At 61.1% G+C, this 24,939-nt stretch carries 23 protein-coding genes and 2 pseudogenes; 9 read left to right on the forward strand and 16 right to left on the reverse strand.

Features of this window, described 5'->3' with window-relative positions:
• The first annotated feature begins 269 nt into the window (after positions 1-269).
• From ACYP5B_RS14375 to ACYP5B_RS14390, 4 genes are all read left to right on the forward strand, one after another.
• A complete protein-coding gene (locus ACYP5B_RS14375; protein WP_459570160.1) occupies positions 270-1,358 on the forward strand; it encodes a zinc-binding dehydrogenase in 1,089 nt (362 codons plus the stop codon).
• A gap of 36 nt (positions 1,359-1,394) precedes the next feature.
• Entirely contained in the window at positions 1,395-2,363 is a 969-nt protein-coding gene (locus ACYP5B_RS14380) for a Bug family tripartite tricarboxylate transporter substrate binding protein (RefSeq protein ID WP_459570161.1), read from the forward strand.
• A 95-nt stretch (positions 2,364-2,458) separates the two neighbouring features.
• Positions 2,459-2,836, forward strand: a complete 378-nt coding sequence (gene pcaC, locus ACYP5B_RS14385; protein WP_459570162.1) for a 4-carboxymuconolactone decarboxylase — start codon at positions 2,459-2,461, stop codon at positions 2,834-2,836.
• Position 2,837: 1 nt separating this feature from the next.
• Positions 2,838-3,722, forward strand: coding sequence for an NAD(P)-dependent oxidoreductase (locus tag ACYP5B_RS14390; protein WP_459570163.1), 885 nt, complete (start codon positions 2,838-2,840; stop codon positions 3,720-3,722).
• A gap of 120 nt (positions 3,723-3,842) precedes the next feature.
• Here the strand turns inward: ACYP5B_RS14390 and ACYP5B_RS14395 are convergent, their stop codons facing one another.
• The 10 genes from ACYP5B_RS14395 to ACYP5B_RS14440 form a co-directional block, all read right to left on the reverse strand.
• The gene (locus tag ACYP5B_RS14395; RefSeq protein ID WP_459570164.1) at positions 3,843-5,216 is read right to left on the reverse strand and encodes an NAD-dependent succinate-semialdehyde dehydrogenase; all 1,374 of its coding nucleotides are present in this window, start codon (positions 5,214-5,216) and stop codon (positions 3,843-3,845) included.
• 56 nt (positions 5,217-5,272) lie between these two features.
• Positions 5,273-6,400, reverse strand: coding sequence for a zinc-dependent alcohol dehydrogenase family protein (locus ACYP5B_RS14400; RefSeq protein WP_459570185.1), 1,128 nt, complete (start codon positions 6,398-6,400; stop codon positions 5,273-5,275).
• A gap of 68 nt (positions 6,401-6,468) precedes the next feature.
• On the reverse strand, positions 6,469-7,275 hold the full coding sequence (locus ACYP5B_RS14405; protein ID WP_459570165.1) for an N-acyl homoserine lactonase family protein: 807 nt from the start codon (positions 7,273-7,275) through the stop codon (positions 6,469-6,471).
• Positions 7,276-7,298: 23 nt separating this feature from the next.
• Positions 7,299-8,054 (reverse strand): glucose 1-dehydrogenase, encoded by a 756-nt coding sequence (locus ACYP5B_RS14410; protein WP_459570166.1) that lies wholly within the window; start codon positions 8,052-8,054, stop codon positions 7,299-7,301.
• A gap of 45 nt (positions 8,055-8,099) precedes the next feature.
• Positions 8,100-8,774: an ABC transporter ATP-binding protein gene (locus ACYP5B_RS14415; protein ID WP_459570167.1), complete on the reverse strand. Its 675-nt coding sequence runs from the start codon at positions 8,772-8,774 to the stop codon at positions 8,100-8,102.
• Entirely contained in the window at positions 8,774-9,517 is a 744-nt protein-coding gene (locus ACYP5B_RS14420) for an ABC transporter ATP-binding protein (RefSeq protein ID WP_459570168.1), read from the reverse strand. The genes ACYP5B_RS14415 and ACYP5B_RS14420 overlap by 1 nt, the downstream gene beginning before the upstream one ends.
• Entirely contained in the window at positions 9,487-10,470 is a 984-nt protein-coding gene (locus ACYP5B_RS14425) for a branched-chain amino acid ABC transporter permease (protein WP_459570169.1), read from the reverse strand. Before ACYP5B_RS14425 ends, ACYP5B_RS14420 begins: the two co-directional genes overlap by 31 nt.
• Positions 10,470-11,375 carry a branched-chain amino acid ABC transporter permease gene (locus tag ACYP5B_RS14430; RefSeq protein WP_459570170.1) on the reverse strand — a complete coding sequence of 302 codons (906 nt, stop codon included), beginning with the start codon at positions 11,373-11,375 and terminating at the stop codon, positions 10,470-10,472. The genes ACYP5B_RS14425 and ACYP5B_RS14430 overlap by 1 nt, the downstream gene beginning before the upstream one ends.
• 10 nt (positions 11,376-11,385) lie before the next feature.
• Entirely contained in the window at positions 11,386-12,702 is a 1,317-nt protein-coding gene (locus tag ACYP5B_RS14435; protein WP_459570171.1) for an ABC transporter substrate-binding protein, read from the reverse strand.
• A 14-nt stretch (positions 12,703-12,716) separates the two neighbouring features.
• Complete coding sequence (locus tag ACYP5B_RS14440) at positions 12,717-14,021, reverse strand: ABC transporter substrate-binding protein (RefSeq protein WP_459570172.1); 1,305 nt, start codon at positions 14,019-14,021, stop codon at positions 12,717-12,719.
• A gap of 199 nt (positions 14,022-14,220) precedes the next feature.
• On the opposite strand from ACYP5B_RS14440, the gene ACYP5B_RS14445 reads away from it, so the two are divergent.
• Positions 14,221-14,904 carry a GntR family transcriptional regulator gene (locus ACYP5B_RS14445; RefSeq protein ID WP_459570173.1) on the forward strand — a complete coding sequence of 228 codons (684 nt, stop codon included), beginning with the start codon at positions 14,221-14,223 and terminating at the stop codon, positions 14,902-14,904.
• 17 nt (positions 14,905-14,921) lie between these two features.
• On the opposite strand, the gene ACYP5B_RS14450 is transcribed toward ACYP5B_RS14445, so the two are convergent.
• Entirely contained in the window at positions 14,922-15,851 is a 930-nt protein-coding gene (locus ACYP5B_RS14450) for a LysR family transcriptional regulator (RefSeq protein ID WP_459570174.1), read from the reverse strand.
• 187 nt (positions 15,852-16,038) lie between these two features.
• Between ACYP5B_RS14450 and ACYP5B_RS14455 the strand changes: the two genes are divergently transcribed.
• From ACYP5B_RS14455 to ACYP5B_RS14465, 3 genes are all read left to right on the forward strand, one after another.
• The gene (locus tag ACYP5B_RS14455) at positions 16,039-16,620 is read left to right on the forward strand and encodes a TetR/AcrR family transcriptional regulator (protein WP_459570175.1); all 582 of its coding nucleotides are present in this window, start codon (positions 16,039-16,041) and stop codon (positions 16,618-16,620) included.
• A gap of 59 nt (positions 16,621-16,679) precedes the next feature.
• Positions 16,680-17,783, forward strand: a complete 1,104-nt coding sequence (locus ACYP5B_RS14460) for an alkene reductase (protein WP_459570176.1) — start codon at positions 16,680-16,682, stop codon at positions 17,781-17,783.
• 83 nt (positions 17,784-17,866) lie between these two features.
• The gene (locus ACYP5B_RS14465; protein ID WP_459570177.1) at positions 17,867-18,898 is read left to right on the forward strand and encodes an aldo/keto reductase; all 1,032 of its coding nucleotides are present in this window, start codon (positions 17,867-17,869) and stop codon (positions 18,896-18,898) included.
• 94 nt (positions 18,899-18,992) lie between these two features.
• Here the strand turns inward: ACYP5B_RS14465 and ACYP5B_RS14470 are convergent.
• The 5 genes and pseudogenes from ACYP5B_RS14470 to ACYP5B_RS14490 form a co-directional block, all read right to left on the reverse strand.
• Positions 18,993-19,154, reverse strand: a pseudogene (locus tag ACYP5B_RS14470) (IS630-like element ISCARN39 family transposase); the annotation flags it as partial.
• Between the two features lie 12 nt (positions 19,155-19,166).
• On the reverse strand, positions 19,167-20,138 hold the full coding sequence (locus ACYP5B_RS14475) for a Bug family tripartite tricarboxylate transporter substrate binding protein (protein ID WP_459570178.1): 972 nt from the start codon (positions 20,136-20,138) through the stop codon (positions 19,167-19,169).
• Positions 20,139-20,253: 115 nt separating this feature from the next.
• Positions 20,254-21,084 carry an enoyl-CoA hydratase-related protein gene (locus tag ACYP5B_RS14480; RefSeq protein ID WP_459570179.1) on the reverse strand — a complete coding sequence of 277 codons (831 nt, stop codon included), beginning with the start codon at positions 21,082-21,084 and terminating at the stop codon, positions 20,254-20,256.
• Between the two features lie 17 nt (positions 21,085-21,101).
• On the reverse strand, positions 21,102-22,370 hold the full coding sequence (locus tag ACYP5B_RS14485; protein WP_459570180.1) for a CaiB/BaiF CoA transferase family protein: 1,269 nt from the start codon (positions 22,368-22,370) through the stop codon (positions 21,102-21,104).
• Positions 22,371-22,492: 122 nt separating this feature from the next.
• Positions 22,493-23,446 (reverse strand): LysR substrate-binding domain-containing protein, encoded by a 954-nt coding sequence (locus tag ACYP5B_RS14490; RefSeq protein WP_459570181.1) that lies wholly within the window; start codon positions 23,444-23,446, stop codon positions 22,493-22,495.
• A gap of 216 nt (positions 23,447-23,662) precedes the next feature.
• On the opposite strand from ACYP5B_RS14490, the pseudogene ACYP5B_RS14495 reads away from it, so the two are divergent.
• Positions 23,663-24,844, forward strand: a pseudogene (locus tag ACYP5B_RS14495) (MFS transporter); the annotation flags it as partial.
• Positions 24,845-24,939: the final 95 nt, after the last annotated feature.

Raw genomic sequence — 24,939 nt, forward strand, 5'->3', positions numbered from 1 at the left:
TACGCCCCTTGATACCGCACTCGATCGTGCCCGACGCATCGTCATACGGAAAACGCGCGATTTCATCTCCCGTCGCGGGATTGATCGAGAGGACTGCCCGCATGCTGTGAGCGTTGTGCATGAAGCTCTCGTCTGGTAATCGATTACGGCGCGTCGCCATACTCATCGTCTTATACGCATTCAATCATATTGACAGATTGTATGACAAGAATATAGAGTGGATTCTACCGAAGGCAACAGAGCTTCATCGCCTAACAGGAGACACTGACATGCTCGGCGAGATTGCGGTTATGACCAAGCCCGGAGAGCTTGAGTACCAACACTACGAAGTGCCGGAGCCCGGACCGGGTGCCTTGGTTCTTAGAATCCTGCAGGCAAATGTCTGCGGTTCGGAACTCCATATCTGGCGGGGCCACCATCCCGTCAAGAAGCGCGGAGGTATCGGTCACGAGATGGTGGGCGTCGTGCATGCCTTGGGGGATGGGGTGACCACCGATTGCGCGGGCGAACCGCTTACGATCGGTGATCGCGTGGTAGCCACGTACTTCCAGACGTGCCTGCGTTGTCCGCAATGCCTGGATGGCCAGTACAACCTATGTGACAACGCCTATCAATTCTTCGGTCAGCAGCCCGAGGTCGCGCCACATTTCCACTCGGGATTTGCCACTCACATCTATATCCATCCCCGTCAGCACTACTACAGAGTGCCAGATAACGTGCCGAACGCGGCCGCGGCCAGTGCCAACTGCGCGCTGTCGCAGGTGTATTTCGGCCTCGACCGTATCGGATTGCGTGATGGCGACACGCTCGTCATTCAAGGTGCAGGGGGCCTTGGCTTGATGGGCGTGGCGCTGGCAAAGACTCGCGGCGCTCGAGTCATTGTGATCGACGGAATTGCGCAGCGTCTGGTACAGGCATCGGAGTTAGGTGCGGACCACATCCTCGACATGAACGACTATCCGGCGGCAAGCGATCGCATTGCCGCGGTCCAGGCGCTGAGCGCCGGTCGTGGTGCAGACGTGGGAATGGAAGTGACCGGTGTGCCGGAGGCGTTCAACGAGGCCGTGACGGGGCTGGTTCGTCGAGGCGGGCGCTATCTCGTGATGGGCAACCTCTCGCCCGGATTCACCATCCCATTCGATCCAGGACTACTGACACGGCGGGCCGTCCAGGTCATTCCCGTCGACAGATATGACGGACGGTACCTTCACAAGGCGCTGCGCTTCCTCAGCGATTATCAGGGCACCTTTGCCTTCGACAAGCTGCTGGACTCGCACTTCCATCTCCGTGATGTGCGTCTGGCGCTCGACAAGTCAGCACGCCGCGAAGTGACGCGCGCCAGCATCGTCATTGAGTAACCGAAAGCACCAAGAAACAAAATGGAGACAAAGAGCATGAAAACGGCCGTGTGCCTTGCAGTGGCACTACTCTCAACTGCCTCCGCGATGGCGCAGACATACCCGTCACGGCCAATTCGGATGGTGGTCCCTTATGCCGTGGGCGGAAGTACCGACATCCTGGCGCGCATCGTCGCCACTGGGATGAGCCAGTCCCTTGGACAGAGCGTCGTGGTGGAAAACCTGGGTGGGGGTGGGGCGACCATCGGCACGCAAAAAGTGGTCAAGTCAACGCCGGATGGATACACGCTGACGTTCGGGAACATGGGCTCGATGTCGGCCAATGCTTCTCTCTATCCGAAACTTGACTTCTCACCGACGCGGGATCTGGCGCCGATCGGGCTGGTTGCAACCATCCCGATGGTGATGTCCGTCAGCACGCAGAGTGGCTTACAGGATCTCCCCGGCCTCATGCGCCAGCTACGCGCAACGGGCAGGAAGGTCAACGTTGGCAGTTCAGGCCCGGGATCGACTGGTCATCTGGCTGCGGCATCCTTCCTATCGCTCACTCACACGAATGCGGAGATCATCTCCTATCGAGGTGCGGGGCCGGCCATGAGCGACCTGATGGCGGGGACGATCGATGTCCTGATCGACCAGACCGTCACGATGCTGCCGATGCATAAGGGAGGGAAAATCAAGGCGATCGCAGTGTCAGCTGATAAGCGAATCGCCACCATGCCGGACGTGCCCACCTTTGCGGAAGGTGGCGTTCCTGAGTTCAAGCTGGCCGTGTGGAATGCTGTCGCGGCGCCCGCCGGCACTCCGAAGCCCGTGATCGACAAGCTGGCGCAGGCTCTGCGCGAGACGCTGGAGCGCCCGGAGATCCGCATGCGGCTGGCAGAGTATGCCGCTGACATTCCCTCCGCCACGCAGCAGGGCCCGGCGGCGTTCGCGCGGCTGCTCAGCGCAGACACGGAACGCTTTGCCAGGCTGGTCAAGGAGACCGGCATTCGCGTCGAGTGACGCTCACCCGTCGACGTGCCCGCGCGGCATGGAGTCGTTATTGTTTTAAGGCCGGCGGAAGCGTCCGCTAAGCCGCCCCACAACTGGAGAGATTGATGAACAAGGAACTTTTCGACAAAGGTCTTGCAACGCGCCGCGCGGTACTGGGCGCGGAATATGTTGACGCCTCTATTGCGAACGCTGACGATTTCAATATGGCGATGCAGGAGCTGGTGACCCAATACTGCTGGGGCGATGTCTGGAACCGGCCTGGCCTGGACCGCCGCACGCGCAGCTTCCTGAACCTCGCGATGATCACGGCCCTGAACCGTCCGCATGAACTGAAGCTGCATGTGCGGGGCGCGATCAATAATGGGCTGACCAAGGATGAGATCAAAGAGGTGTTCCTGCAGGCGGCGATCTATTGCGGCGTGCCGGCTGCAATCGATAGCTTCCGGACCGCCCGGGAAGTGTTCAAGGAGATGGGGATCTGAGATGACAGCCATGAAAGTTGCTTTTGTCGGCCTCGGGATGATGGGGGTCCCAATGGCCTCGCGCATCGCGGGGGCTGGCCATCGCGTGTACGTCGCGGATACGGATTCGACGCGTATCGAAGCGTTCACGAGAGACCACGGTGCGATGGCACTGACAGTTGACGTGCTTCCCGAGCTCGATGTGCTCATCACGATGCTGCCGAACTCCAAGATCGTTGAGCAGGTACTGCTTGGCTCGGGCACGGCACAGGGATACTCGGCGGGCATGCGGCCAGGGTCGACGGTGATCGACATGAGTTCTTCCGAACCTGCCCAGTCCAAGGCGCTCGGAGCCCGGCTGGAGACGGCGGGCATCCACTATATCGATGCACCGGTGTCGGGCGGCGTGAAGCGTGCTGTCGAAGGGGCGCTCGCCATCCTGGTCGGCGGGACTCCCGAGATCATCAGCGCCCACCGTGAACTGCTCGCCCTGATGGGAGGCAAAATTCTTCATGTTGGCGATGCCGGCGCCGGCCATGCGGCGAAGGCGCTGAACAACTATGTGTCGGCAGCAGGACTCGTGGCCACCGTGGAAGCACTACAGATTGGGGCTCGTTTCGGCATCGATCCGGCAACGCTCACCGACGTCCTCAACGCATCCAGCGGTCAAACCAACACGTCGCTGAACAAGGTGAGACAGTTCATGCTGAACGGTACGTTCGGGTCGGGCTTTGCACTCCAACTCATGGCCAAGGATCTGGGCATCGCCGAAGGGCTCGCCGATTCTGTTGACTACCCCATGACCATGGGGAAGGTCTGTGTCTCCATGTGGCGGGATGCTGCGAAGGATGCGACGCCGGCTACCGACCATACCGAGATGTATCGCCTGTTGCCCGCACAGGCATAGCGGTTCCTCCGGTGGAAGAGTACTGAAGGTGATACGTTCCCACGTAAAAAGCGCGGGAACGTATCAGGGCAGACTTCCTCCGCTTGGTAAGGCGCTCAGACTTGAACGCCCGCACTTCAACTATTTGCGATCAATCCAGACTGTTTGCGCGTTCATAAACTCCCGGACGCCGAAGTGAGAGAGTTCGCGGCCATAGCCGCTCTTCTTCACGCCGCCGATCGGGACCCGGGGGTCCGATGCGGAATAGCCGTTGATGAAGACGCCGCCAGTTTCCATGCGCCTCGCGAACGCTTTGGCTTGTTCCCGATCAGCTGTCCAGATGGCGCCGCTCAGGCCGAACTCGCTGTCGTTGCCTAGCGCGATCGCGTGCTCAGCGTCGCGTGCGACGGTCAATGCGGCAACCGGGCCGAAGGTTTCTTGGGCGAATGCCACCATGCCAGGGCGTACTTCAAGCACTGTAGGCGCATAGAAACTGCCGGGCCTTTCGAGCTTTCTCCCGCCAGTGAGCAGCCTGGCTCCTTGGGTGATCGTCTGCTGGACCTGGCAGTCCAATTCCTCTCGTAGATCATCACGCGCCATCGGGCCCACATACGTGTCCGTGGCCTCCGGGTCGCCCACCTTCAATGCTTCGACAGCGGCGACGAACTTGCTTGTAAAGGCTGCGGCGATGGGTTCTTCGAGGATGATGCGCTTCGCAGCAATGCACACCTGACCGGCGTTCAGGAACCGGCTGCTAACAGCCGCTTCGACCGCGGCATCTATGTTGGCATCGGCGAGCACGATGAAAGGATCCGAACCGCCGAGTTCCAGGACCGTCTTCTTCAGCGCCGCGCCCGCCAGTGCGGCGACGGCGCTGCCTGCGCGGACGCTTCCCGTGAGGGTCACGGCGACGATGCGCGGATCCTGTATGGCGCATCCGACCAGATCCGGGGTGACATTGATGACCGTGAATGCCCCGTGCGGCAGTCCCGCTTGTTGCCAGATCCGTGCCAGCGCGTAGGCGCAGCCCATTACGTTTGGCGCGTGCTTCAGCACATAGGCGTTGCCACCGAGCAGGATCGGCACGGCACCGCGCATCACCTGCCATAGGGGGAAGTTCCAGGGCATGATAGCCAGCACCTGGCCTAAGGGCAGGTACGATACGTAAGCTTGTTTGCCGATGCTGGTGTCATCGTCACTCAGGAATTTCGAGCCGTGCTCTGCGTACCATTCGCAGAGCAGCGCACACTTTTCCACTTCAGCGCGTGCTTGCGAGATGGGCTTTCCCATTTCACGGCAGGCGATCAGAGCCAGGTTGGCAGCATCCGCGCGTAGTGCGGATGCGACCCGAAGTAGCAGCGCTACACGCTCCTCCTTCGTTGATGCGGCCCAAGTTTGGTAGCCTGTCTGTGCGCTCGCCAGATGTAAGAGTAACTGGTCTTTGGATTCGTAGGGGTACTCCGCGATCCATTCTCCGGTCGCGGGGTTCCGGGATACAGCAGTGTCGGTAGTCATGTTCAATTTTCGCTTTTGGATTCCGGTGGCAACTCTCGCTGGCCTTTTTTTGAGGGCTAGTTCATCAGCACGACGTCCCGCAAGCCGCTGCCGGAGTGCAGGTGATCAAAGCCTTCATTCAAGGTGTCCAATGTCCAGGCGCGTCCCATCAGCCGATCCACCGGTAGCCGGCCGCGTTGATACAGCGAGATGTAGCTGGGGATGTCGCGGGCCGGCACGCCGGAGCCAAGGTAGCTGCCGCGCACCGTGCGTTCCTCACCGACAAGTTGCGACAGCGCCAGTGGGAAGCGGGCGGAGGGGTTCGGCAGTCCGGAAGTGATGGTGGTACCGCCGCGGCGGGTGATGCGATGTGCGAGCTCGAAGGCGGGCACCGAACCGGCCATATCCAGCGCAAAATCGACGCCTCCCTTCGTACGCTCCCGAACCGCCTCGACGGTGCCTTCATCACCGGCGTTGACCGCAAGGGTGGCACCGAGTTCGCGCGCCAACTGAAGCTTGGCCTCGTTCAGGTCAATCGCGACGACTTCCCCGGCGCCGGCGGCCATGGCGGCAATCAGGGCGCTGAGCCCGACCCCGCCAAGGCCAACCACGGCGACAGACTGGCCAGGGCGGGGCGGGGCCGCATTGATAACCGCGCCGGCACCGGTTAGCACGGCACAGCCGAACAGCGCCGCCTCGCGATGCGAGATCTCTGTATCGAGGCGCACGCACGAGCGCCGGGACACGACTGCATAGTCGGCGAAGCAAGAAACGCCGGTGTGGTGATTGAGCGGTGCCCCATTCAAGGACAGGCGTCGGTGTCCGTCGAGAAGCGTACCAGCGGCGTTCGCCGCGGCGCCAGGCTCACAGAGTGCCGGCCTGCCTTCCATGCAAGGAAGGCACGATCCACAGCTCGGGACAAACACCAGAACGACGTGGTCGCCCGGAGCCAGATCGACAACACCGGCTCCGCATTCGACCACTTCCGCGGATGCCTCGTGGCCGAGCGCGATTGGCATGGCACGCGGTCGATCGCCGTTGATGACAGACAGATCGGAGTGACAAAGGCCGGCGGCTTTGATTCGGACGAGCACTTCACCCGGACCCGGCCGGGATAGCTGCACTTCCTTGACGTGGATAGGGCGGCTATGTGCGAATGGTGTCGCGGCTCCCGACGCGAGTACGACAGCGGCGCGCATCTTCATGGACATGATGCTCCTCTATTGTGTTGCTAGCTGTTTAGGCGGCCTCAAGGTTGGGGAGTACATCCCGTTCATAGAGAGGGTAGGGGCGTCAACGGCGCTTCGTGCAAGCATACGATTTCGTGATCGGGGTCGCCGTAGCGCGGAAAACGCTGCAACACCAGTGGGTCGTGGCCGGGGATGAAGTGATCCGGGCTTTCGCAGAGGGACATAAGCCGTCCATAGCCATCCAGCATGTTGCCCACATGATGAACAATGGGGAACGGGGAGTGGCCGAGCGCATTGGCATAGAAGTGGCTCGCATCGGACGCAAGTACCACCCAACCACGTGCGGTGAACACCCGAACTGCCTGAAGCCCCGCGGTGTGGCCGCCGACATGCACCAGTTGCAACCCATTGCCGATCTCTTCGTCACCGTCATAGAAGCAGACGCGCTTGTCATAGACGCCATGTACCACCTGCACGATATCGTCTACCGAATAGGCGTGCCGCAGGACGTCATGCCGCATGCAACTCCCTGTTGCAAATTGAAGTTCGCGCTCCTGAACGTGGATACGTGCGGCGGGCAGTTTGGTCAGGTTACCTGCGTGGTCGTAGTGCAGATGTGTCACCAGCACGTCGGCCACCTGGTGGGAGGAGACGCCGAGATGGCCAAGGGCCTCGACCGGACAGCGAAGCATGGTGCGCTTGCGCAGATCGGCGGCACTGGCATTGAAGCCGGTATCGACCATCCAGCAACGTCCCTCCCGCCGGATCAGCCAGACGTAGTAGTCCATCGGCATGGCCGCGTCGTGCGCATCGGCAGAGATGAAGTTGTCCCGGCGCTGCCGGTGAACCGTGGCATACCGTAAGGCGTAGATCTCGTGATGAGCTGGCATAGTCCGGCGTGCTCCTGGTCGTATCAGATGGTCCGGCCGCCGTCCACCGGGAACTCGAGGCCGGTGAAGAATTCCGCTGCCTCGCTGGCGAGGAAGACCGCTGCGGCCGCAACGTCCCGGGGCTCGGAGAAGCGACCGAGAGGGATGGTAGCCAGGAACTTGGCCCGGTTCTCCGGCGTATCAGGCACGCCGAGGAACTGCTCGAACATGGCCGTCAGACCAATTACCGGGCAGATCGCATTGACGCGGATCTTCTCCGGACCCAGTTCGACGGCCATCGCTTTCGACAGGAGATTGACCGCGCCTTTCGAGGCGTTGTACCAGGTGAGGCCAGGTCTGGGCCGGATTCCGGCGGTCGAGCCGACGTTGAGTATCACGCCTCCGTCGCCTCGAGCCCGCATGTGCGGCAGTACCGCCTGTGTCATGTAGTAGATCGACTTCACGTTGATCGCGAACACGCGGTCGAAGGCGGCTTCGTCAACTTGCAGCATCGGCTGATTCTTGTGGGTAACGCCGGCATTGTTGACGACGATGTTGGGTACGCCGAAAGTGTCCACGCAGTGCTGAACCATTGCGTTCACATCTGTCGCCTTTGAGACGTCACACGTGAATGCCGTCGCGCTCGCGCCCAGCTCGTTGGCAACCCGGCGGGCGCCCTCGCCGTTGACGTCTGCCACTACCACCTTGGCCCCCTCGGCGATGTAGGCTTTGGCGATGCCCTCGCCGAATCCGCTGGCACCGCCGGTCACGATTGCCACTTTGTTGGTCAATTGGCCCATATGATTGTTGTCTCCTTCCAATGCTGTTGAGGATCAAGCACGCGCTCAGGCGGCTTGCATTTCGATGCTCGGCCGCAATGCTCCGCGTTCGAGCGTCAGGGTTTGATCGGGGATGTCGCGCAGCAGACTCGCGTTGGACTCGGTTACCACGACACACAGGTCAGGCTGCAACTGGCGCAGCCGTCCCAGGGCTTCCGCGTACTGCAGGGCGAGTACCGGGGCGAGCCCCTGGAAGGGTTCATCGAGCAGCACTAGCCGGGTACCTACCATCAAGGCGCGCCCGAGGGCGACCATCTTCCCTTGCCCTCCGGAAAGGGCAGCGCCGGAGCGAGGCATCATATCCTTGAGCTGAGGCACCACTCGCATTACCGACTCGAGTCTGGCCCGGATTTCGGCCTCTCCGAGACGAAGGACTTCACAGGGTAGGCGCAGGTTCTCAAGCACCGACAGCGTCGGATAGATGACACGGTCCTCGGGGGCGTAGCCGATTCCCAGTGCGGCGCGCCGGTGCGCCGGTAGCCTGAGGACGTCATTGCCATCCAGGGAGACTGAACCGGCCTTGGCCGGGACCAGCCCCATGATTGTGCGCAGCATCGTGGTTTTGCCGGCGCCGTTCCGGCCGACGACCGCCACGGTGGTCGCGGCGTGAAGTTCGGCGCTGACGGATCTCAACACGCTGGTGCCTGCCAGCTCTACACTCACTCGATCCAGTTTCAGCATCACGCGCTCCCGAGAACTTCGCGCCGCACCTGCTCATTGCGCAAGACTTCGGCCGGAGGGCCGTCGGCGGCGACACGGCCGGCAATCCAGGCCGCGACGCGGGTTGCATAGCGGCTGACGATATCGATGTCATGCTCGACGAACCAGCAGGTGACACGCCGTTCTTCGAGCGCCCCCATCAAAGTGGCCATCAGGGCATGCTTGTCTTCCGAGGCGACCCCGCTGGTGGGCTCGTCCATGATCAACAACTTGGGATGCAGCATCAGTGCCATCGCGACGTCGAGCAGCTTTCGGTGACCCTCGGGCAACGCGGAGGCAGGAAGATCGGCGCGGTCACGCAGCCCGACCAGTTCCAGCGTGTGGTCGATCTCGTACTTATCGACAGAGTCGGCCAGCGAACGCAGGAAACTCATCCGGCGAGCGCGAGCACCGGCGGCAATCTCCAGGCATTGGCGTACGCTGTGCTCCAGGAAGAGTTGCGGTAGCTGGAAGGAGCGAGCTAGCCCTCGGTGGACGATGATGCGAGGAGGCAGGGCCGTGATGTCGTGGCCGGCGAAGAAGACGCGACCGCCGGACGGTTTTAGGAAGCCTGTGCAGATATTCACGAAGGTGGTCTTCCCGGCCCCGTTCTGGCCAATCACAGCCAGACGCTCTCCCTCGTGCAGCTCGAAGTCGATGTTGTCGGCGCCCACGACGCCGCCAAAGTGGAGGGTCAGCCCTTGCGTGCGAACCAGCGGTTCCATCTTGCTTCCTTAGTGGTGGGTGGGGTTGACGTTGCCTTGCGGCGCGACATGAGTCCAACAATGCCATCCGGGGCGGCCAGGATGACCAGGATCAGGGTGCTCCCGAGCAGCATCTGCCAGATGCCGGTCATGTAGGCGCCGGCATAGAGTTTTACGATCTCGAACACGGTGGCGCCAAGGAAGGCACCAAAGGCATGGCCCGCTCCACCGAGAATGATGATGAACACATACTCACCCGATCTGAGCCAAGAGCCCATATCAGGGGTGACGAGTCCCTGGATCAGCGCGAAGAGCGCGCCGGACAGACCCACCAATGCGACGGACAGCATGTACCCTTGCCACAGGATCCGTCGGGGTGAGAGGCCCAGGTACTCAAGGCGCGTTTCGTTCGTCTTGATCCCCGCCATGGCTTCGCCGCTGGCGGAGCGGAAGTAGCGTTGCACCAGCCAGCCGAGGCCGATGGAGAGCAGTAGCGACAGGACGAGCAGGGCGGTTTCAAATTCGTTTCTGTCGAACTCCACACCGGCGAGGTGGGGACGGACGATCCGAAGCCCATCGGTGCCGCCCGTCCAGGTGTAGAGCTTGCCGATCAGGGAATACAGCACCATGCAGACGGCAAGATTGAGCATGCCGAAGAAGATGCCGCGATAGCGGACCACGAACAGCCCCACCACGGCGCCGACGCAAAGGCTGGCGCTCGTGCCGCCGATGATCAGCGCAAGGGCGTCGAGTTCAGGCCATGCACGCGCCAGGAACGCCACGGCATAGCCGGAGATGCATGCGTACAAGGCGTGACCGAACGATATCTGGCCGGCGCGCATGAGTACGCCGACGCCAAGCGCCGCGAGACCGAAGCTTAGTGAGACGATTGCGGGCGTTTTTGTCCACGGAGCAACCATTCCAAGCAGCAGTGCCGTAGCCGAACCGATGAATACAAGGAATCGAACTAACATCAGATCCTCCGAGCTTGAACGACTGTGAACAGCCCGTTGGGGCGCACCAGCAGGACCGTGACCATGATCAGGTAGGGAACTGCGACTTCCAGTTCCGGCAGCGTGTAGATAGCCATGGAGCGAGCCAGACCGATCAGCGTGGCGGCGACGAGCGCGCCCGTGATCTGGCCAAGGCCTGCCGTAGCAACGACGGCGAAGGAGAGCACGATCATGTCCGTACCGGCGCCGGGAACCAGTGAGGTAGTCGGCGCGGCCAAGGCTCCGCCCAGTGCGCCGAGGACCCCCCCGAAGACGAACGTCAGCAGACCGATGCGTTTGGCGTTGATGCCCAGCGCGGTTGCGATCTCGCGGTTGTGGGTCACGACGACGAGTTGGCGGCCTAGCGGCGTTCGGCGCAGGAAGTACAACAGGCCGCCATAGACGGAGAGCGCTATCACGGGAATGAGGATGAGCTGGTATCGCGTATAGGTGACACTGAATAGCTCAAGCGTTCCCAGTCTCGAGACAATTTCGCTTGCCGTGTAAGGCTGCGTTCCCCATACCAGGCGCTGGACATCCTCCAGCACCATGAAGGCGGCGAAGGTCACGAGGAGTTGCAGGATCGGGTCCTTGTTCTGCACGCGTCGCAGAAGGCCGGCTTCCAGTCCGGAGCCAAGCACGACGCCCACGATGAGTGCTGCAGCGAGGAGCCCGGCGAGAAGGACGATGGTTCCCGCGTCGGCCTTGATGAGCGCGCCGGTGATCGTGGCGGCCGTGTACCCGCCGAACGCATACAAGCTTCCGTGTGCCACATTGACGATGCCCATGACGCCGAAAATGAGCGTTAGCCCGAGTGAGACAAGGAAGAGCAGCCCGGCGTAGGAGAAGCCGTCGGCCAGGGCCAGAAGGAAAAGATCAGGTGTCATATATAGGCTCTCAGTGCGATGGAGCGATACTGCGGATACGATCGCTGCGCACGATGCTGGGGCTGAGCGTTTCGATCCAATCTGCGCTCTTGCGGCCTACTGGCGTGGCCACCAGGTCCGCGGGAACGTAGATCAGCTGATTCACGATCGGGAACGGATACTCCGGCACCGTCCGCGTAATGCCCATGAGTTGGCCCTGGAGTGCCTGGCCGTCCTCTCGTATCCGCATCGGACGCGAGAGGCCACGGAACTGCAGGCCGCGCATGGCATCGGCCACCCGTTCCGTGCTGGGCCACTGGCCTTTGACGGCCCGCTGCGCTACGGCGTGGGCATCGGCCCATGCTTGCAGGCCGGCTATCAGCTGGGAGACGGCGAAGATGGGATAGCTACCAGTCTTGGCGCGAAAAGCAGTGACAAAAGCCTTCTGGCGGGGATCATTGGAGAACTCAGGGTCGGCGAAGTAGGCATCCCCGCGCATGCCGATCAACACGCCATCCGGCATCGACTTTCCTAGGCGCTCGATGGAACCTTCGCCGATTGGAAGCAGCCATTGCGATGTCTTGTGCAGGCCACGCTGGGTGGCTTGGCGAATGAGCGTGTCAAGATCGCCGCCCCAGGCAGTAGAGACGACTACCTCCGGCCTCAACGCTTGCAGACGCGTGATCTCCGTGGAGTAGTCCGGTGCGCCGAACTTGGGGAACAATTCGGCGACGATCTTCACATCCGGCTTGAGTGCTAGCAGCGCGCGGCGGAACATCTCCCAGGAGTCGCGTCCCCAGGAGTAGTCCTGGTTGACCACGGCGATGGTCTTGATGTTTGGCCGTACCCGCAACAGATGGATGGCCGCCGATGCCATTTCCATTTCGGCGTTCGAGACGGTCCGGAACACGTACTTGTATCGCCGCTCCTCGAGGAGTTTCTCCGTGCCACAGTTCCACATGACGTTGAGTACCTTCAGGTCCTCGGCAACGGGCGCCACGGTATTGCATGTACCGCTGGAGATGGCGGCAAACATGACCTTCACGCCCTGTTCCTGTATCAGCCGGCGATATTCACTGAGCAGCTTCTCGGTGCCCAGGCCTTCGTCCATGAAGTGGGGAACCAGCTTGGCGCCGTCGATACCGCCAGCCGCGTTGACCTGATCGATCCAGATTTCGGCGCCGGCCTTGGCGGGGATGCCCTGGACGGCACCGGCGCCGGACATGAAGGTTGCGATGCCGATGTGCAGTTCGGCGGGCCTGGTGGTTTGCGCGTTGGCACTCGGCAGGGCGGTTCCGATTGAGGCGGCCGCGACCAGCCCCAGCAAGAAAGCAAGGGGATTTTTCATGTCTGTGTCCCGGATCAGCGTGCTGCGACGGGCTTGATCTGCGAAGCCTTCAGCAGGTCGGGCTTGAGTGTCTTGACCCACTCAGGCGATTTTTGCCCCACAGGCGGAGTCACGATATCTGCGGGAATGTAGGTGAGTTGGTCGATCACGGGGAACGGCAAGGAGGATGTTTTCTTCGTGACACCCATTAGCAGCCCTTGCATGGCCTGTCCGTCTTCGCGCATGCGGATGGGCCGCGACAGGGAGCGGAATTCCAGCCCTCGCAATGCAGAGGCGACCTGCTCGGTGCTGGGCCATTGGCCACCGTTTGTCTTCAAGGCCTTGGCGTGAGCATCCACCATAGCTTGCAAGGCCTGCGTCATGTGGCTGACGGGATAGATCGGGTACGCGCCAGTCTTCGCGCGGAACTTGTCGACGAACGCCTTGACTTTGGGGTCGTCGCGGTACTCGGGGTCGGCGAAGTAGGCGTCGCCCTGCATCCCGACCAGGATTCCGTCTGGAGTCGTCGCACCGAGCCGCTCCAAAGAGCTCTCGAGCAAAGGCATGACGAACTGGCTGTTCTTGAACAGCCCGCGTTGTGCACCTTGGCGAACGAAGGTGTCGAGATCACCACCCCACATGGTTGTCAGGACGACGTCTGGCTTGAGTGCCGCCAGCCGGGTTATCTCGGTGGAGTAATCCGGCGCGCCGAACTTCGGAAAGAGTTCTGCAACGATCTTCACATCCGGCTTGAGCGCGGTGAGAGCGCCCCGGAACAGCTCCCATGAGTCCCGTCCCCAAGCGTAATCCTGGTTTACCACGGCGACGGTCTTGAAGTCAGGCTTGGTGCGCAGCAGGTGAAACACAGCAGCGACCATTTCCTGCGTGGCCTGAGGGGTTGTACGGACCACGTACTTGTACCGGCGATCTTCGAGGATCTTCTCGGTGCTGCAATCCCAAAGGATGTTGAGCACCTTCAGGTCCTCGGCGACCGGCGCGATGATGTTGCAGCTTCCGCTGGAGATCGATCCGAGCATGACCTTGACGCCCTGATCCTGCACGAGGCGCCTGTATTCGGTGAGCAGCTTGTCTCCGCCAGTGCCTTCATCGAGAAAGTACGGAACAAGCTTCGTTCCGTTGAGTCCGCCGGCGGCATTGAACTCTTCGATCCACTGCTCTGCTGCGGCTTTGCCGGGTACCCCAAACACGGAGGCTGGGCCGGACAGGAACGTGGTGATGCCTACCTTGAGTTCGGCCGGCTTCTGAGCATGTGCCTGCACGGAAAGTGCGATGCCGCACGTCAGCGCGGCCAGGGCGCGCAATGGCTTGAGGGTTTTCACCGTGTCTCCTTTATGCGCAGCGATTCGCTGCTTTGTCTGGCACGCATGCTATGGCGGGCCTTGCTGGAGACTCTACGGCCCGGGGCCGCGGGAGGGCCAATACCGTTTTACGATTGTCGTACAATCAGTTTCGTTATGGCTGCGTCGGCGGAGGTTTGGCATACTACGGATGTCACGTCACGCGACAGTCCGGGTTCCGATGAACGACGAAATTCTCTCTATCTCGCGCGAGTCCAGTTCACTGCGTGCGCAGGTCACAGACCGCCTTCGCCAGGCGATCCTCAGCGGGCGGTTCGCTCCGGGAGAAAAGCTGGTTGAGCGGGAACTATGCGATTCGCTCGGGATCAGCCGCACGCTGTTGCGTGAAGCCATGCAACATTTGCAAGCCGAAGGCCTGATTCAGATCGTGCTGCACCGGGGACCGTCCGTCTCCAGTCTCACGGCCGAAGAAGCACGGGATATCTACAAGGTCCGTGAGTCCCTTGAAGCGTTGGTTGGGGAGGGATTTGCCAGGCACGCGACCTCGGAACAACTGCAGCGTCTGCGAGCAACCCTGCAGGAACTCGAACGCTTTGTACAGCCAGCCCCCACGGAGAAGCTCCTGGATGCCAAGAATCGCTTTTACGCGATCTTGCTGGAGGGCTGTGGCAACCGCGTAGTCGCCCAGTTGCTGACCCAGCTTAACAACAGGGTGATCCTGCTTAGGCGCATGTCCCTGGGGCAGCCCGGCCGATTGCCGCAGACGCTGGCGGAACTGAGGGAGATTGTTGCGGCCCTGGAGGCGCGGGACACGCGCCGTGCGCGCAGCCTTTGCGCTGCGCATGTCCGAAAGGCCGCCCGGGTGGCTGCGGCCAGTTTCCCGAAGGCGAACTGGGAAGGGTGATCCTCAGGAGCCGGATACTAAGTATGCAGCCTTGCGGGCCAACGTCCGGATTGAACCAGTTCGATAATCTGAGTACGTGCGGTCTCCAGAACCCTGTCTCGCGCTTTTGACAAGGTTCTTTCGTCGCGCACGGCCAGGACCACGGTGCGTACGGCAGGAGGATCAACGATGCGTCGCGCCCACACCTCACCTCGCTGTAGCTCGTCTTCGATGGCGGGATGCGGAAGAATGGTGTGGCCAAGTCCACCCGCCACTGCCTTCTTGATATTGGCGAGGGCATCCATTTCGACGTCGACTTTCAGTTCGACATCGGCCGATGTCGCTGCACGCTCAATGGCCGTTCTCAGGCCATGTCCCCGCGCCGGAAGCAGAAGCGGTAGGTCGCCGATTTCGCGCATCGTTACCGTGGTGTCTTCGCACAGGCCAGCGGTATCGGAAGGGCTGACCAGAAACAGGTCTTCCTCCAGCAGCGGGACGACGTGAAGGCCTTTGCTGGCGGGCGTCTCGAAAAGAACGGCAGCATCAAGGCGGCCCGCCTGCAGCCATTCAAGCAGCCAGCCGGAATGCGCCTCGACCAGGCGCAGGGCCACTTGTGGCCACAGGCTGCGCATCTGCGTTAACAGTGGCAGAGTCAGCAGCATGGATACGGTGCATGGCAGGCCTAACGCCACGTCACCCTGCACTTCGTCACTGGCATGCCGGGCAGCGTCCTTGGCAAGCTGGACGCTTCGGAACAATTCGTAGGCGTGCTCGGACAAAACCTGGCCGGAACGTGTCAACTCCACGCCCTTTGTCGTACGTTCAAACAGTTGGACCCCAAGCTCCTCTTCCAGCCGGCCAATATGGGAGGAGAGGGCGGGCTGTGCGACGTGCCCTCTCTCGGCGGCACGTGTGAAGCCACCGGCCTCGGCGACCAGGAGAAAGTAGCGAAGTTGTCGAAGATCCATTGCGCCGAAATCAGATTCTTGCGTTGCCCGCTCTTCCGAGTTGTCACGTCAGTGTATGAGGCTGATCAATAAGGCAACAATATGGAATTGCGATAGAGGGATAAGAAATCCCTATCGGGTGCCCCGTTGGGCGTCGTGGCTTGACATTGTAGACGACCGGTCGGTTTTTGTGCTAGAGTTCGTCTCCATGAAGAAACCGTCTTCCGAAATGCGACAGCACATCCTCGATGTGGCCAAGTCGTTGATGACCGCCAAGGGCTATACCGCCGTGGGGCTGGCCGAAGTGGTCAGCGCTGCCGGTGTGCCCAAGGGGTCGTTTTACTATTACTTCCGCTCGAAGGAAGAGTTCGGCCAGGCGCTGCTGGAAGAGTACTTTGCCGAATACCTGTCCAAGGTCGATGCACTGCTGGGCGGCGAGGGTACGGCTTCGCAACGATTGCTTGGCTATTTCCACTATTGGTCCGAAACGCAAGGCACAGACTTGCCTGACGGCAAGTGCCTGGTCGTCAAGCTGGGCGCCGAGGTGTGCGACTTCTCCGAGGACATGAGAGTAGTGCTGGAGAAGGGGACCAGGGCGATCGTCGGCCGCCTGGCCAAGTGCATCGCACAAGGGCAATCGGAAGGCTCGATTTCGTCCGAAGTTGCCGCACAGGCGTTGGCAGAATCTCTTTATCAGACGTGGCTGGGCGCTTCGCTGCTGGTCAAGGTAGGCAAGGATACGAGGCCTTTCCAAACCGCTCTCGACATGACGGAACGAGCGCTTTCCTAGCGTTCGTTTTTTTTGCAAATTCACTAGACGACTGGTCAACTACGACCGGGAACATTCCTATGACCGACAACACCTTTAGAACCGATCTCTTCGCGCCCTACAAGATGGGAGCGCTGGAGCTGGCAAACCGCATCATCATGGCACCCGTGACGCGCAGCCGCATGGGCGAGGACGGCGTGCCGAACGAACTGCATGCGACCTACTACGCCCAGCGCTCGAGCGCGGGCCTGATCATCAGCGAGGCCACCAATATCTCTGCGCAGGGGCGTGGCTATGCGATGACGCCTGGCATCTGGACCGAAGCACAGGTCGCGGGTTGGAAGAAGGTAACCGATGCCGTGCATGCCGCCGGCGGCAAGATCGTGGCCCAGTTGTGGCATGTGGGACGCTATTCCCACGTCGACTTGCAGCCGACTGGAGAGGCGCCCGTCGCTCCCTCAGCAATCAAGGCTGAAGGCACTACCTACACCGAAAACGGTGTTTTCGAAGTCTCGATGCCGCGAGCACTGGAGACCTCAGAGATTCCGGGCATCATCGAGCAATACAGGCATGCCGCCGAATGCGCCAAGCGCGCGGGCTTCGACGGCGTCGAGGTTCACTCGGCCAACTGCTATCTGCTGGATCAGTTCTTGCGGGATTCGACGAACCATCGCACTGACCAGTACGGTGGCTCCATCGAAAACCGCGCGCGCCTGACGCTCGAGGTCACTGAGGCCGTGGTCCAGATCTGGGGTAGCGGGCGTGTCGGTATCCGCCTTTCGCCGGTCACCCCCAATGTCGGCAACACGCCGCCCGACAGCAACGTCATGGCGACCTATGGCTACCTGATCCAGCAGCTGGGCAAGTTCAAGCTGGCCTACCTGCACTTTGTGGAGGGCGCAACAGCCGATTCCCGCTATGTGCCCGAGGGCGTTGACCTGGACGCGCTGCGCGCGCTGTTCGACGGCCCGTATATCGGCAACAACAACTACGACCGGGAACTTGCTGTTGTGCGACGCGCCGAGGGCAAGGTGGACGCGGTGGCATTCGGCCGTCCGTTCATCGCCAACCCGGACCTAGTCGAGCGCCTGCGTCACGGCGCCGAGCTGGCAGTGGCGCCGCGTGAGGCTTACTACGGCGGCGGCGCCGAGGGTTACACGGACTGGCCCAAGGGCAACTATTGATGCACGAGTGCCCCTCCGGCGTGCCGGATTTCCGGCAGGGGCATGCCATGGAAAAGCTAACAGACAGATTAGGAGCGATCGCAATGTCCGATTCACGCAAGCACCCGCTAGGAAAGTCGCAGGCCATGGTGAGCCCTCTTGGGCTGGGCATGGTCGGGATGGCTGGCTATAACCACCGCGTCTCCTACCGTGAGGTGGAAGAGGCCATCGAAGCCGCTTTCAAGGGTGGCATCCGCTACTTTGATGCCGCGCCGTTCTATGGCTACGGCAAGGCCGAGTACTACCTTGGTCACGCGGTCCGTGAGCTCGGCATCCGCCGGCAGGTCACCTTGAGCACCAAGGCTGGCCGCATCCTCAAGCCAGCCAACCGCTTCCAAGAGGCGAAGGGCCGTTACGCGATCGACTGGGTCGAGCCGTTGCCTTTCGTCGCCGAATACGACTACTCCTACGACGGCATCATGCGCTCTTTCGAGGGCAGCCAGTTCCGCCTGGGGGAGGACTTCATCGACGTGCTGCTGATGCACGATGTTGGGGAGGCCTGGCACGGCGACCAGGCTGGTATCTATTGGGACCAGCTTCGCAACAGTGGCTATAAGGCGCTGGATGAACTGCGCAGCGGCGGCTATGTGTCTGCCGTTGGCCTCGGTGTGAACGACACCGACTCGGTATTGCGCGCCACCTCCGAATTCAATTTCGACTGCGCGCTGATTGCGGGACGCTACTCGCTGATCAACCATGCGCCGCTGGAGGGCGCGTTCGTCGAACTGCAGAGGCGAAACGTTTCAATTATCGCAGCCGGCGTATTTAACTCAGGGATCCTCGCCACCGGCACCAAGGCGGACAACCTGTCCTACGATTATCAACGCGTGCCGGAAGACATCTTGGTGCGTGTCAGGCAGATCGAGGCCGTCTGCGAGCAGTTCGACGTTCCGCTGGTATCGGCGGCGATCGAGTTCGTGAAGCTGCATCCGGCTGTCAGCACAGTGTTGCTGGGCGCGCAGAACGCTGCGGCCGTTCTCGAAAACATCGGCGCGGCGGCCCACCTCGTCCCGAAGGCATTCTGGCACGAACTCAAATCACGCGGCCTGATCCCCGGCAACGCACCGACAGAATAGTCCTTGCTCACGTTATCAAGTTACAAATGACTATTGTTCCTTGCCTGAATGATGACGTCGCCACAACTCAGCCTGCTTCCAGCGGTGCGCTCTAGATCGCGTCGTCGTAAAGGCGGAGCAGGCCGTTGTGATAACTCAGTCCCGCGATGGCCGAGACGTGTTTCCAGTTGAAGTGGAACGAGATGACCGGAGTTTGACCTTTCGGAGCCCTGGTGCGCATGCACGTGGGTCGCTCCGAGAGCCCCGACACGTCGATCTAAGCGTTGCGTCAATCGATCCTGGCGCCGCTTTGGGCAATCAGATCCACATCGAGCTTCCCTTCACGCATGGCAAATGCCTTGAAGTCGTTTGTCGATTTCGACGGTGCCGCCTCCTCGCCACGGGCGGCTAGCTGCTTCTGCAGTGCGGCGTCCACTAGGACCTTCGTCGTTGCCGCAAACAGTTGGTTGATGATGTTCTGCGGAGTGCCTGTCGGTGCAAATAGCCCGTACCAGTTCGAGATGCCATAGCCCGTCACACCGGACTCTGCTACTGTCGGATAGTTCGGCATTACCGGCGAGCGCTTCGCCGAAGTGACTGCGATCGGTACGGCTTTGCCGGCATCGATCATCGGCTGGACCGATGCCGGGGTGGCGAAGGTAATCTGGGCGTCGCCGGCGGCGACCGCCTGGGCGGACTGTGCGCCACCCTTATATGGAACATGGGTCATCGTGATACCTGCCAGCTTGGCGAAGTGCACCGCTGCCAGGTGGGTGATGACGCCGTTGCCTGATGAAGAGTAGTTCAACGATCCAGGCTGCTGCTTTGCCTTCTGCACGAGGTCGGCCACATTCTTAATGTTCGACGATTTGCCCGCAACGAGCAGCAGCGGGGCCGTGGTCAGTTGGCTGATCGGGGCGAAGTCCGCCGACGTGTAGCGCAGCTTCTTGTAGAGTGCGTTGTCGCCGCCCATCAGACTAGCCCCGCCGATATACAGGGTGTAGCCGTCGGGCGCCGATTTTGCCACGAAGTCGGCGGCAATCGTCGTGCCGGCACCGGGACGGTTATCGATAATGACAGGCTGCTTCAATTCCTTGGACAGGGCATCGCCATAGATGCGCGCGATGGTGTCGGCTGCGCCCCCTGGAGGGAAGCCAATGACGATACGCAGCGGCTTCGAAGGAAAGACGTCCTGGGCCGACGCGGTGGCAGCAACGCAGATGGCTGCGAAAGCAACGAGGTGCTTCATGTTCCAAAGCATGTTGTCTCCTGGTGGATCTCTATTTTCTTCTTCGAGCTTGCGCGGCCTTGGCCGCGCGCCAATCATCGGCCTCACAAGCGCAGGCGACGATGTGAAACCATTTCGATTGGGGCGATCAGCTACCGCAGAATACGGGGCGTCGCTTCTCCGCGAAGGCCAGACGACCCTCTGCGTAGTCCAGACTTCCTGCGGCCTGATCGACGAGAGCTTGGACTGCAGCCGCAGTCATGGGGGGGCTTCCCGATGCCAGGCTGTTGAGAATTGTCTTGGCACCGCTGATCGAAAGGGGAGCGTTGTCGGCAAGTACCGCAGCGGCCTCCTGGGTGTGTGCGAGAACGTCGTCGGCGATCATATCGACCAGGCCAATCCGATGCGCCTCGGCAGCGGACATGCGGGCGCCGGAGAACAGGATGTGCTTGGCGTTCGCCAGCCCGACCAGTTCAAACAGGCGGCGGGTCCCCTTGATGCCATAGACGATGGACAGCCGCGCTGCGGGGATGGAAAGTTGCGCCCCGGACACGGAGTAACGGAAGTCACACGCCATGATGACATTGACAGCACCGCCCATGCAGAAGCCGTTGATGGCTGCGATGGTGGGTTTCGATACGGATTCGATTGCATCGCAGCAGCCGTCCACCGCCGACTCATACTCCACGACCTGTTCTTCATTCGCGCGAACGGTTGCGAATTCTGAGATGTCCGCGCCGGCACAGAAGCTGGACCCGGCGCCCGTAAGCACGATGACCCTAACCTCCGGGCGTGCATTGAGTTCGGTCATCGCATGGCCGATTGCACGCCACATGGCCAATGTCAGCGAATTGCGCTTCTCCGGTCGGTTGATGGTCAGCAAGGCGATCCCGCCTTCCACCGTCAGCCTGAGCTGAGGGTGAAGGGCGGCCGTCAAGGAGATGCCTTGAGAGCTTGCCAGTGCTGCTTCAGTAAACATGTCGGTCTCCACTGCGATCAAGGGGTAACGGCCTCAGCAGCCAGTCGGGCGCCGATCTGGACGGGTCTCGACGCTTGAAGTACGGCGCCGCAGTTGACCAATCGATCGATCTCTGCGTCGGTGAAGTTGAATTCCCGCAGAATCTCTGCAGTGTCCTGGCCAACGCGCGGCGGGGCGCTGCTTGCAATCTGCGTCTTGCCGTTGAAGAGGATGGGTAGGCCAAGTGCCCGTGTGCTGCCGCCATCAGGGGCATCCACATCTACAACCATGTGAACGGCACGGGCTTGTTCGTGTTCGAGCGCCTGGCCGACGTCCTGAACGGGGCCGGCGGGAATGGACGCGGCGTCAAATCGTGCCAGCCAGGTCGCAAGCGTCTCTGCGGCCAACACCGATTCGATCAGCGTGGCCAGCGTCTTGCGATTGGCCAAGCGCAGGTCGGGGGTGTCAAAGCGCGGGTCTGCCTTCCACTCGGGGTGTCCAAGCACATCCGCGATACGTTCCCAGTTTGCCTGGTTGGCGCCACCGATCGCCAAGCGGCCGTCTTGGCAGCGATAGACCTGGTAGGGAGCGATGAGCGGATGGGCCGTGCCAGAAGGCTTGGGAATGATGCCGCGAGAAAAGTAGCCCGCGGCATACCAATAGAGTTGCTGCATCGAGGCCTGAAGCAGAGACGTGTCAACGCGCATGCCTTTCCCGGTGCGCAAGCGGTGGATGTACGCGGCGAGGATGCCGACCGCCGCGAGGACGCCGGCATTGACATCGGCGATGGAGACGCCGGGCTTTACCGGCTCGCCGCCGTCCTCGCCCGTGACGCTGATAAGGCCGCTGAACGCTTGCAGGATCAGGTCGAATCCGCCCTTCTTGGCGAGCGGCCCTTCGCGGCCATAGCCGGTGATGGAGCAGTAGATGAGCGCGGGGTTTACTTCTCTCAGGACGTCATACCCGAGGCCGAGGCGTTCCATCACGCCGAGGCGGAAGTTCTCGGTGAGAACGTCGGCCTGGGCAACCATGCGCAGCAGCGTGGCCTTGCCTTCTTCGGATTTGACGTTGATGCCGATCGAGCGCTTGCCGCGGTTGAGCATCATGAACGACGGAGGGAGGCCACTGTCGCCCTCCCGGCGATAGTTGCGCGCATCGTCTCCGCCCGGAAATTTTTCAACCTTATAGACTTCGGCGCCCATATCCGCCAGCATCAGACCGCAAGTAGGGCCCGCCATGATTTGAGACAACTCCAGGACCTTGACGCCCTTCAGCGGTTGCTCGAATACGTCGTTCTCTTCGCTCATTTCACCTTCCTTGTCCATTTTGCGGCCAGGCCGGCGCGCTGCTTGCCAACCCTCGATACGCAGCAGTATAAGAAGGCATTCACTCGCAAAAAAATATGGAATGTGGATGGGTCAATAAGAAATTACGATCGATCAGCGGTGAGCGGCGAGCCTGGCAGCGCATGGGTACCCTTCCATTTTCCCGACGCCAGGAGTTGACTGAGGATGTCAATTGTCGTCGCGCGAACGACTTCAGCGGCTCGGCTCAGCGGCAAGGTATCGGATACACACAAGGAGATCTCACGGTCCAGCCGGTAGCCGGCAATTGGTAGAGCGGCGATCAGTGTCTGACGCGCCACTTCGTCGGAGAGCGCGGACCAAGGTAGTACTGTCCAGCCCAGATCTGCCGCGACGAGGCGAATCAGCATGTCCGTGGCGCTCACCTCGCTGACCAACCGGTACTTCAGCCGCTTTTCCAGCATGGCCGCCTCGACACGTTGCCGGATCGTGCTCGGCGCGCTGGGGAGGATGAGCGGACTGTCGGCCAGTTCCTTTAGTTTCAGGGCTTGGCGGTCGCCGGCCGCCGCTTGTGGAAGGACCGCATACAGTGCTTCGGTGAAAAGCGGCGTGATCTGAGCGCCACGTCGGGGTTGGGCGTCCACGGTGACGGCGATGTCGAGCTTGCCTGCGGCGACGAGGTCCACCAGTTCGGCACTCGGGCGCTCGACGATCTCCAGCAAAATCGCGCCCGTGGCCAGGATGCTGCGTAACAACGGCTCAGCCAACATCTTTCCCGTGCTGCCGGGAATGCCGATAGCCGTGCGACCGGTCGGATGAAGCGCCTCCTGTGATACGGCTTGCCGCACGTCTTCTTGCTGCCGAAGTAGCGACTTGGCATAGCCATATAGAACCTCTCCAGGACTGGTCAACCGCGCCCCATAGACGCCGCGATCCAGCAGTCTGGCCCCCAACTCGGACTCCAAGTTGGCAATTTGCTGACTCAACGCGGGCTGGGCAATGCACAGAGCTTCGGAGGCCCGCGTCATGTTGCCCAATTCCGCAATCTTGACGAAGTATTTGAGTTGCTTAAATTCCATTTCCGCTTGGCCTGTCGGTGAAGTGCCGGCTCTCGATGGAGCCGGCCATTCGATAAGAATAAGCGATGGAGCTATATGGATTCAATATTTTTCATCGATTGAAGTCATCCCTATACTTCGCCACATAAAACGGGGAGCCTCACGAACGAGGTGAGCTGACAACGATCGCCGGACTGACCTCCAGCGAGGGGATCGGTTGGTAATCGACGGAGACAAATGATGACTGCAAGACTAGAAGGCGCCATCGCCTCGGCGCCGCCGAAAATCGAGTCAGGGAGCACGCAACGTCGTGTGATTCTGGCGTCGTCCCTAGGGACCATGTTTGAGTGGTACGACTTCTTCCTCGCAGGTTCTCTTGCCGTTCAGATTTCGGCGAACATTTTTTCTGGCGTCAACCCCACGGCAGCCTTTATCTTCACGCTGCTTAGCTTCGCCGCCGGCTTCGCGGTGCGCCCCTTCGGCGCCCTTGTCTTCGGGCGAATCGGGGACATCGTCGGTCGGAAGTACACCTTCATGGTAACCATCGCGCTGATGGGTGCAGCTACGTTCGCGATCGGTCTGCTGCCCGGCTACGCGCAGATCGGCATTGCGTCACCGATTCTATTTGTCGCCATGCGCATGTTGCAGGGCCTTGCGCTTGGCGGAGAATACGGGGGTGCCGTGGTGTATGTCGCCGAGCACGCGGCGAACAATGAGCGGGGCGCGAAGACCGCGTGGATTCAGGCGACAGCCGCGCTGGGCCTGCTCCTATCGCTGGCTGTCATTCTTCCCACGCGCTATTTCCTCGGCGAGGAGAGCTTCACGGCTTGGGGCTGGCGGGTGCCGTTTCTCGTTTCCTTGCTGCTACTGCTGATCTCGTTGCGGATTCGCTTGTCGCTGCACGAGTCGCCGGAGTTTGAGCGCATGAAGCGGGAGGGCGCGACCTCTAAAGCGCCCATTTCTGAGGCGTTTGGGCAATGGCGCAATCTTCGACTGGTGTTCCTGGCATTGTTCGGAATGGTCATGGGCCAGGCCGTGGTTTGGTACGCCGGTCAGTTCTACACGATGTTCTTTCTCACGCAGACCTTGAAAGTGGATGGCGGCACGGCCAACCTGCTCATCATCGTCGCGACCATCGTCACCACGCCTTTCTATGTCATCTTTGGCAAGCTCTCGGATCGCATCGGGCGCAAGCCGGTCTTCTTGTCGGGCTGCCTGCTGGCCGCTGTGTTCTTCTTCCCGCTGTTCAAGGCGCTGACGCACTACGCGAACCCTGCACTGGAGCGCTCGCAGCAGTCCGCCCCGATTTCTGTGCATGCGGATCCAGCTCATTGCAGCTTCCAGTTCAATCCGGTCGGAACGGCAGAGTTCAAGAGTTCCTGCGATATTGCCCGCGCCGCCATTGCCAAAGCAGGGCTTAAGGCTACGCTGAACAAGCCGGGTGAATTGAGGCGTTCAGGCGGATAACAACGTGCTCGGTCAGGAAAATTGGCTCTGATGACGAGATTTTGGCT

The sequence above is a fragment of the Cupriavidus sp. 8B genome, from assembly GCF_054589115.1.

Bases quoted from the DNA above. Each gene is read 5' to 3' on its own strand.
- ACYP5B_RS14375 (WP_459570160.1), top strand. From the start codon at position 270: ATGCTCGGCGAGATTGCGGTTATGACCAAGCCCGGAGAGCTTGAGTAC.
- ACYP5B_RS14380 (WP_459570161.1), top strand. From the start codon at position 1,395: ATGAAAACGGCCGTGTGCCTTGCAGTGGCACTACTCTCAACTGCCTCC.
- pcaC (WP_459570162.1), top strand. From the start codon at position 2,459: ATGAACAAGGAACTTTTCGACAAAGGTCTTGCAACGCGCCGCGCGGTA.
- ACYP5B_RS14390 (WP_459570163.1), top strand. From the start codon at position 2,838: ATGACAGCCATGAAAGTTGCTTTTGTCGGCCTCGGGATGATGGGGGTC.
- ACYP5B_RS14395 (WP_459570164.1), bottom strand. From the start codon at position 5,216: ATGACTACCGACACTGCTGTATCCCGGAACCCCGCGACCGGAGAATGG.
- ACYP5B_RS14400 (WP_459570185.1), bottom strand. From the start codon at position 6,400: ATGAAGATGCGCGCCGCTGTCGTACTCGCGTCGGGAGCCGCGACACCA.
- ACYP5B_RS14405 (WP_459570165.1), bottom strand. From the start codon at position 7,275: ATGCCAGCTCATCACGAGATCTACGCCTTACGGTATGCCACGGTTCAC.
- ACYP5B_RS14410 (WP_459570166.1), bottom strand. From the start codon at position 8,054: ATGGGCCAATTGACCAACAAAGTGGCAATCGTGACCGGCGGTGCCAGC.
- ACYP5B_RS14415 (WP_459570167.1), bottom strand. From the start codon at position 8,774: ATGCTGAAACTGGATCGAGTGAGTGTAGAGCTGGCAGGCACCAGCGTG.
- ACYP5B_RS14420 (WP_459570168.1), bottom strand. From the start codon at position 9,517: ATGGAACCGCTGGTTCGCACGCAAGGGCTGACCCTCCACTTTGGCGGC.
- ACYP5B_RS14425 (WP_459570169.1), bottom strand. From the start codon at position 10,470: ATGTTAGTTCGATTCCTTGTATTCATCGGTTCGGCTACGGCACTGCTG.
- ACYP5B_RS14430 (WP_459570170.1), bottom strand. From the start codon at position 11,375: ATGACACCTGATCTTTTCCTTCTGGCCCTGGCCGACGGCTTCTCCTAC.
- ACYP5B_RS14435 (WP_459570171.1), bottom strand. From the start codon at position 12,702: ATGAAAAATCCCCTTGCTTTCTTGCTGGGGCTGGTCGCGGCCGCCTCA.
- ACYP5B_RS14445 (WP_459570173.1), top strand. From the start codon at position 14,221: ATGAACGACGAAATTCTCTCTATCTCGCGCGAGTCCAGTTCACTGCGT.
- ACYP5B_RS14450 (WP_459570174.1), bottom strand. From the start codon at position 15,851: ATGGATCTTCGACAACTTCGCTACTTTCTCCTGGTCGCCGAGGCCGGT.
- ACYP5B_RS14455 (WP_459570175.1), top strand. From the start codon at position 16,039: ATGAAGAAACCGTCTTCCGAAATGCGACAGCACATCCTCGATGTGGCC.
- ACYP5B_RS14460 (WP_459570176.1), top strand. From the start codon at position 16,680: ATGACCGACAACACCTTTAGAACCGATCTCTTCGCGCCCTACAAGATG.
- ACYP5B_RS14465 (WP_459570177.1), top strand. From the start codon at position 17,867: ATGTCCGATTCACGCAAGCACCCGCTAGGAAAGTCGCAGGCCATGGTG.
- ACYP5B_RS14475 (WP_459570178.1), bottom strand. From the start codon at position 20,138: ATGCTTTGGAACATGAAGCACCTCGTTGCTTTCGCAGCCATCTGCGTT.
- ACYP5B_RS14480 (WP_459570179.1), bottom strand. From the start codon at position 21,084: ATGTTTACTGAAGCAGCACTGGCAAGCTCTCAAGGCATCTCCTTGACG.
- ACYP5B_RS14485 (WP_459570180.1), bottom strand. From the start codon at position 22,370: ATGAGCGAAGAGAACGACGTATTCGAGCAACCGCTGAAGGGCGTCAAG.
- ACYP5B_RS14490 (WP_459570181.1), bottom strand. From the start codon at position 23,446: ATGGAATTTAAGCAACTCAAATACTTCGTCAAGATTGCGGAATTGGGC.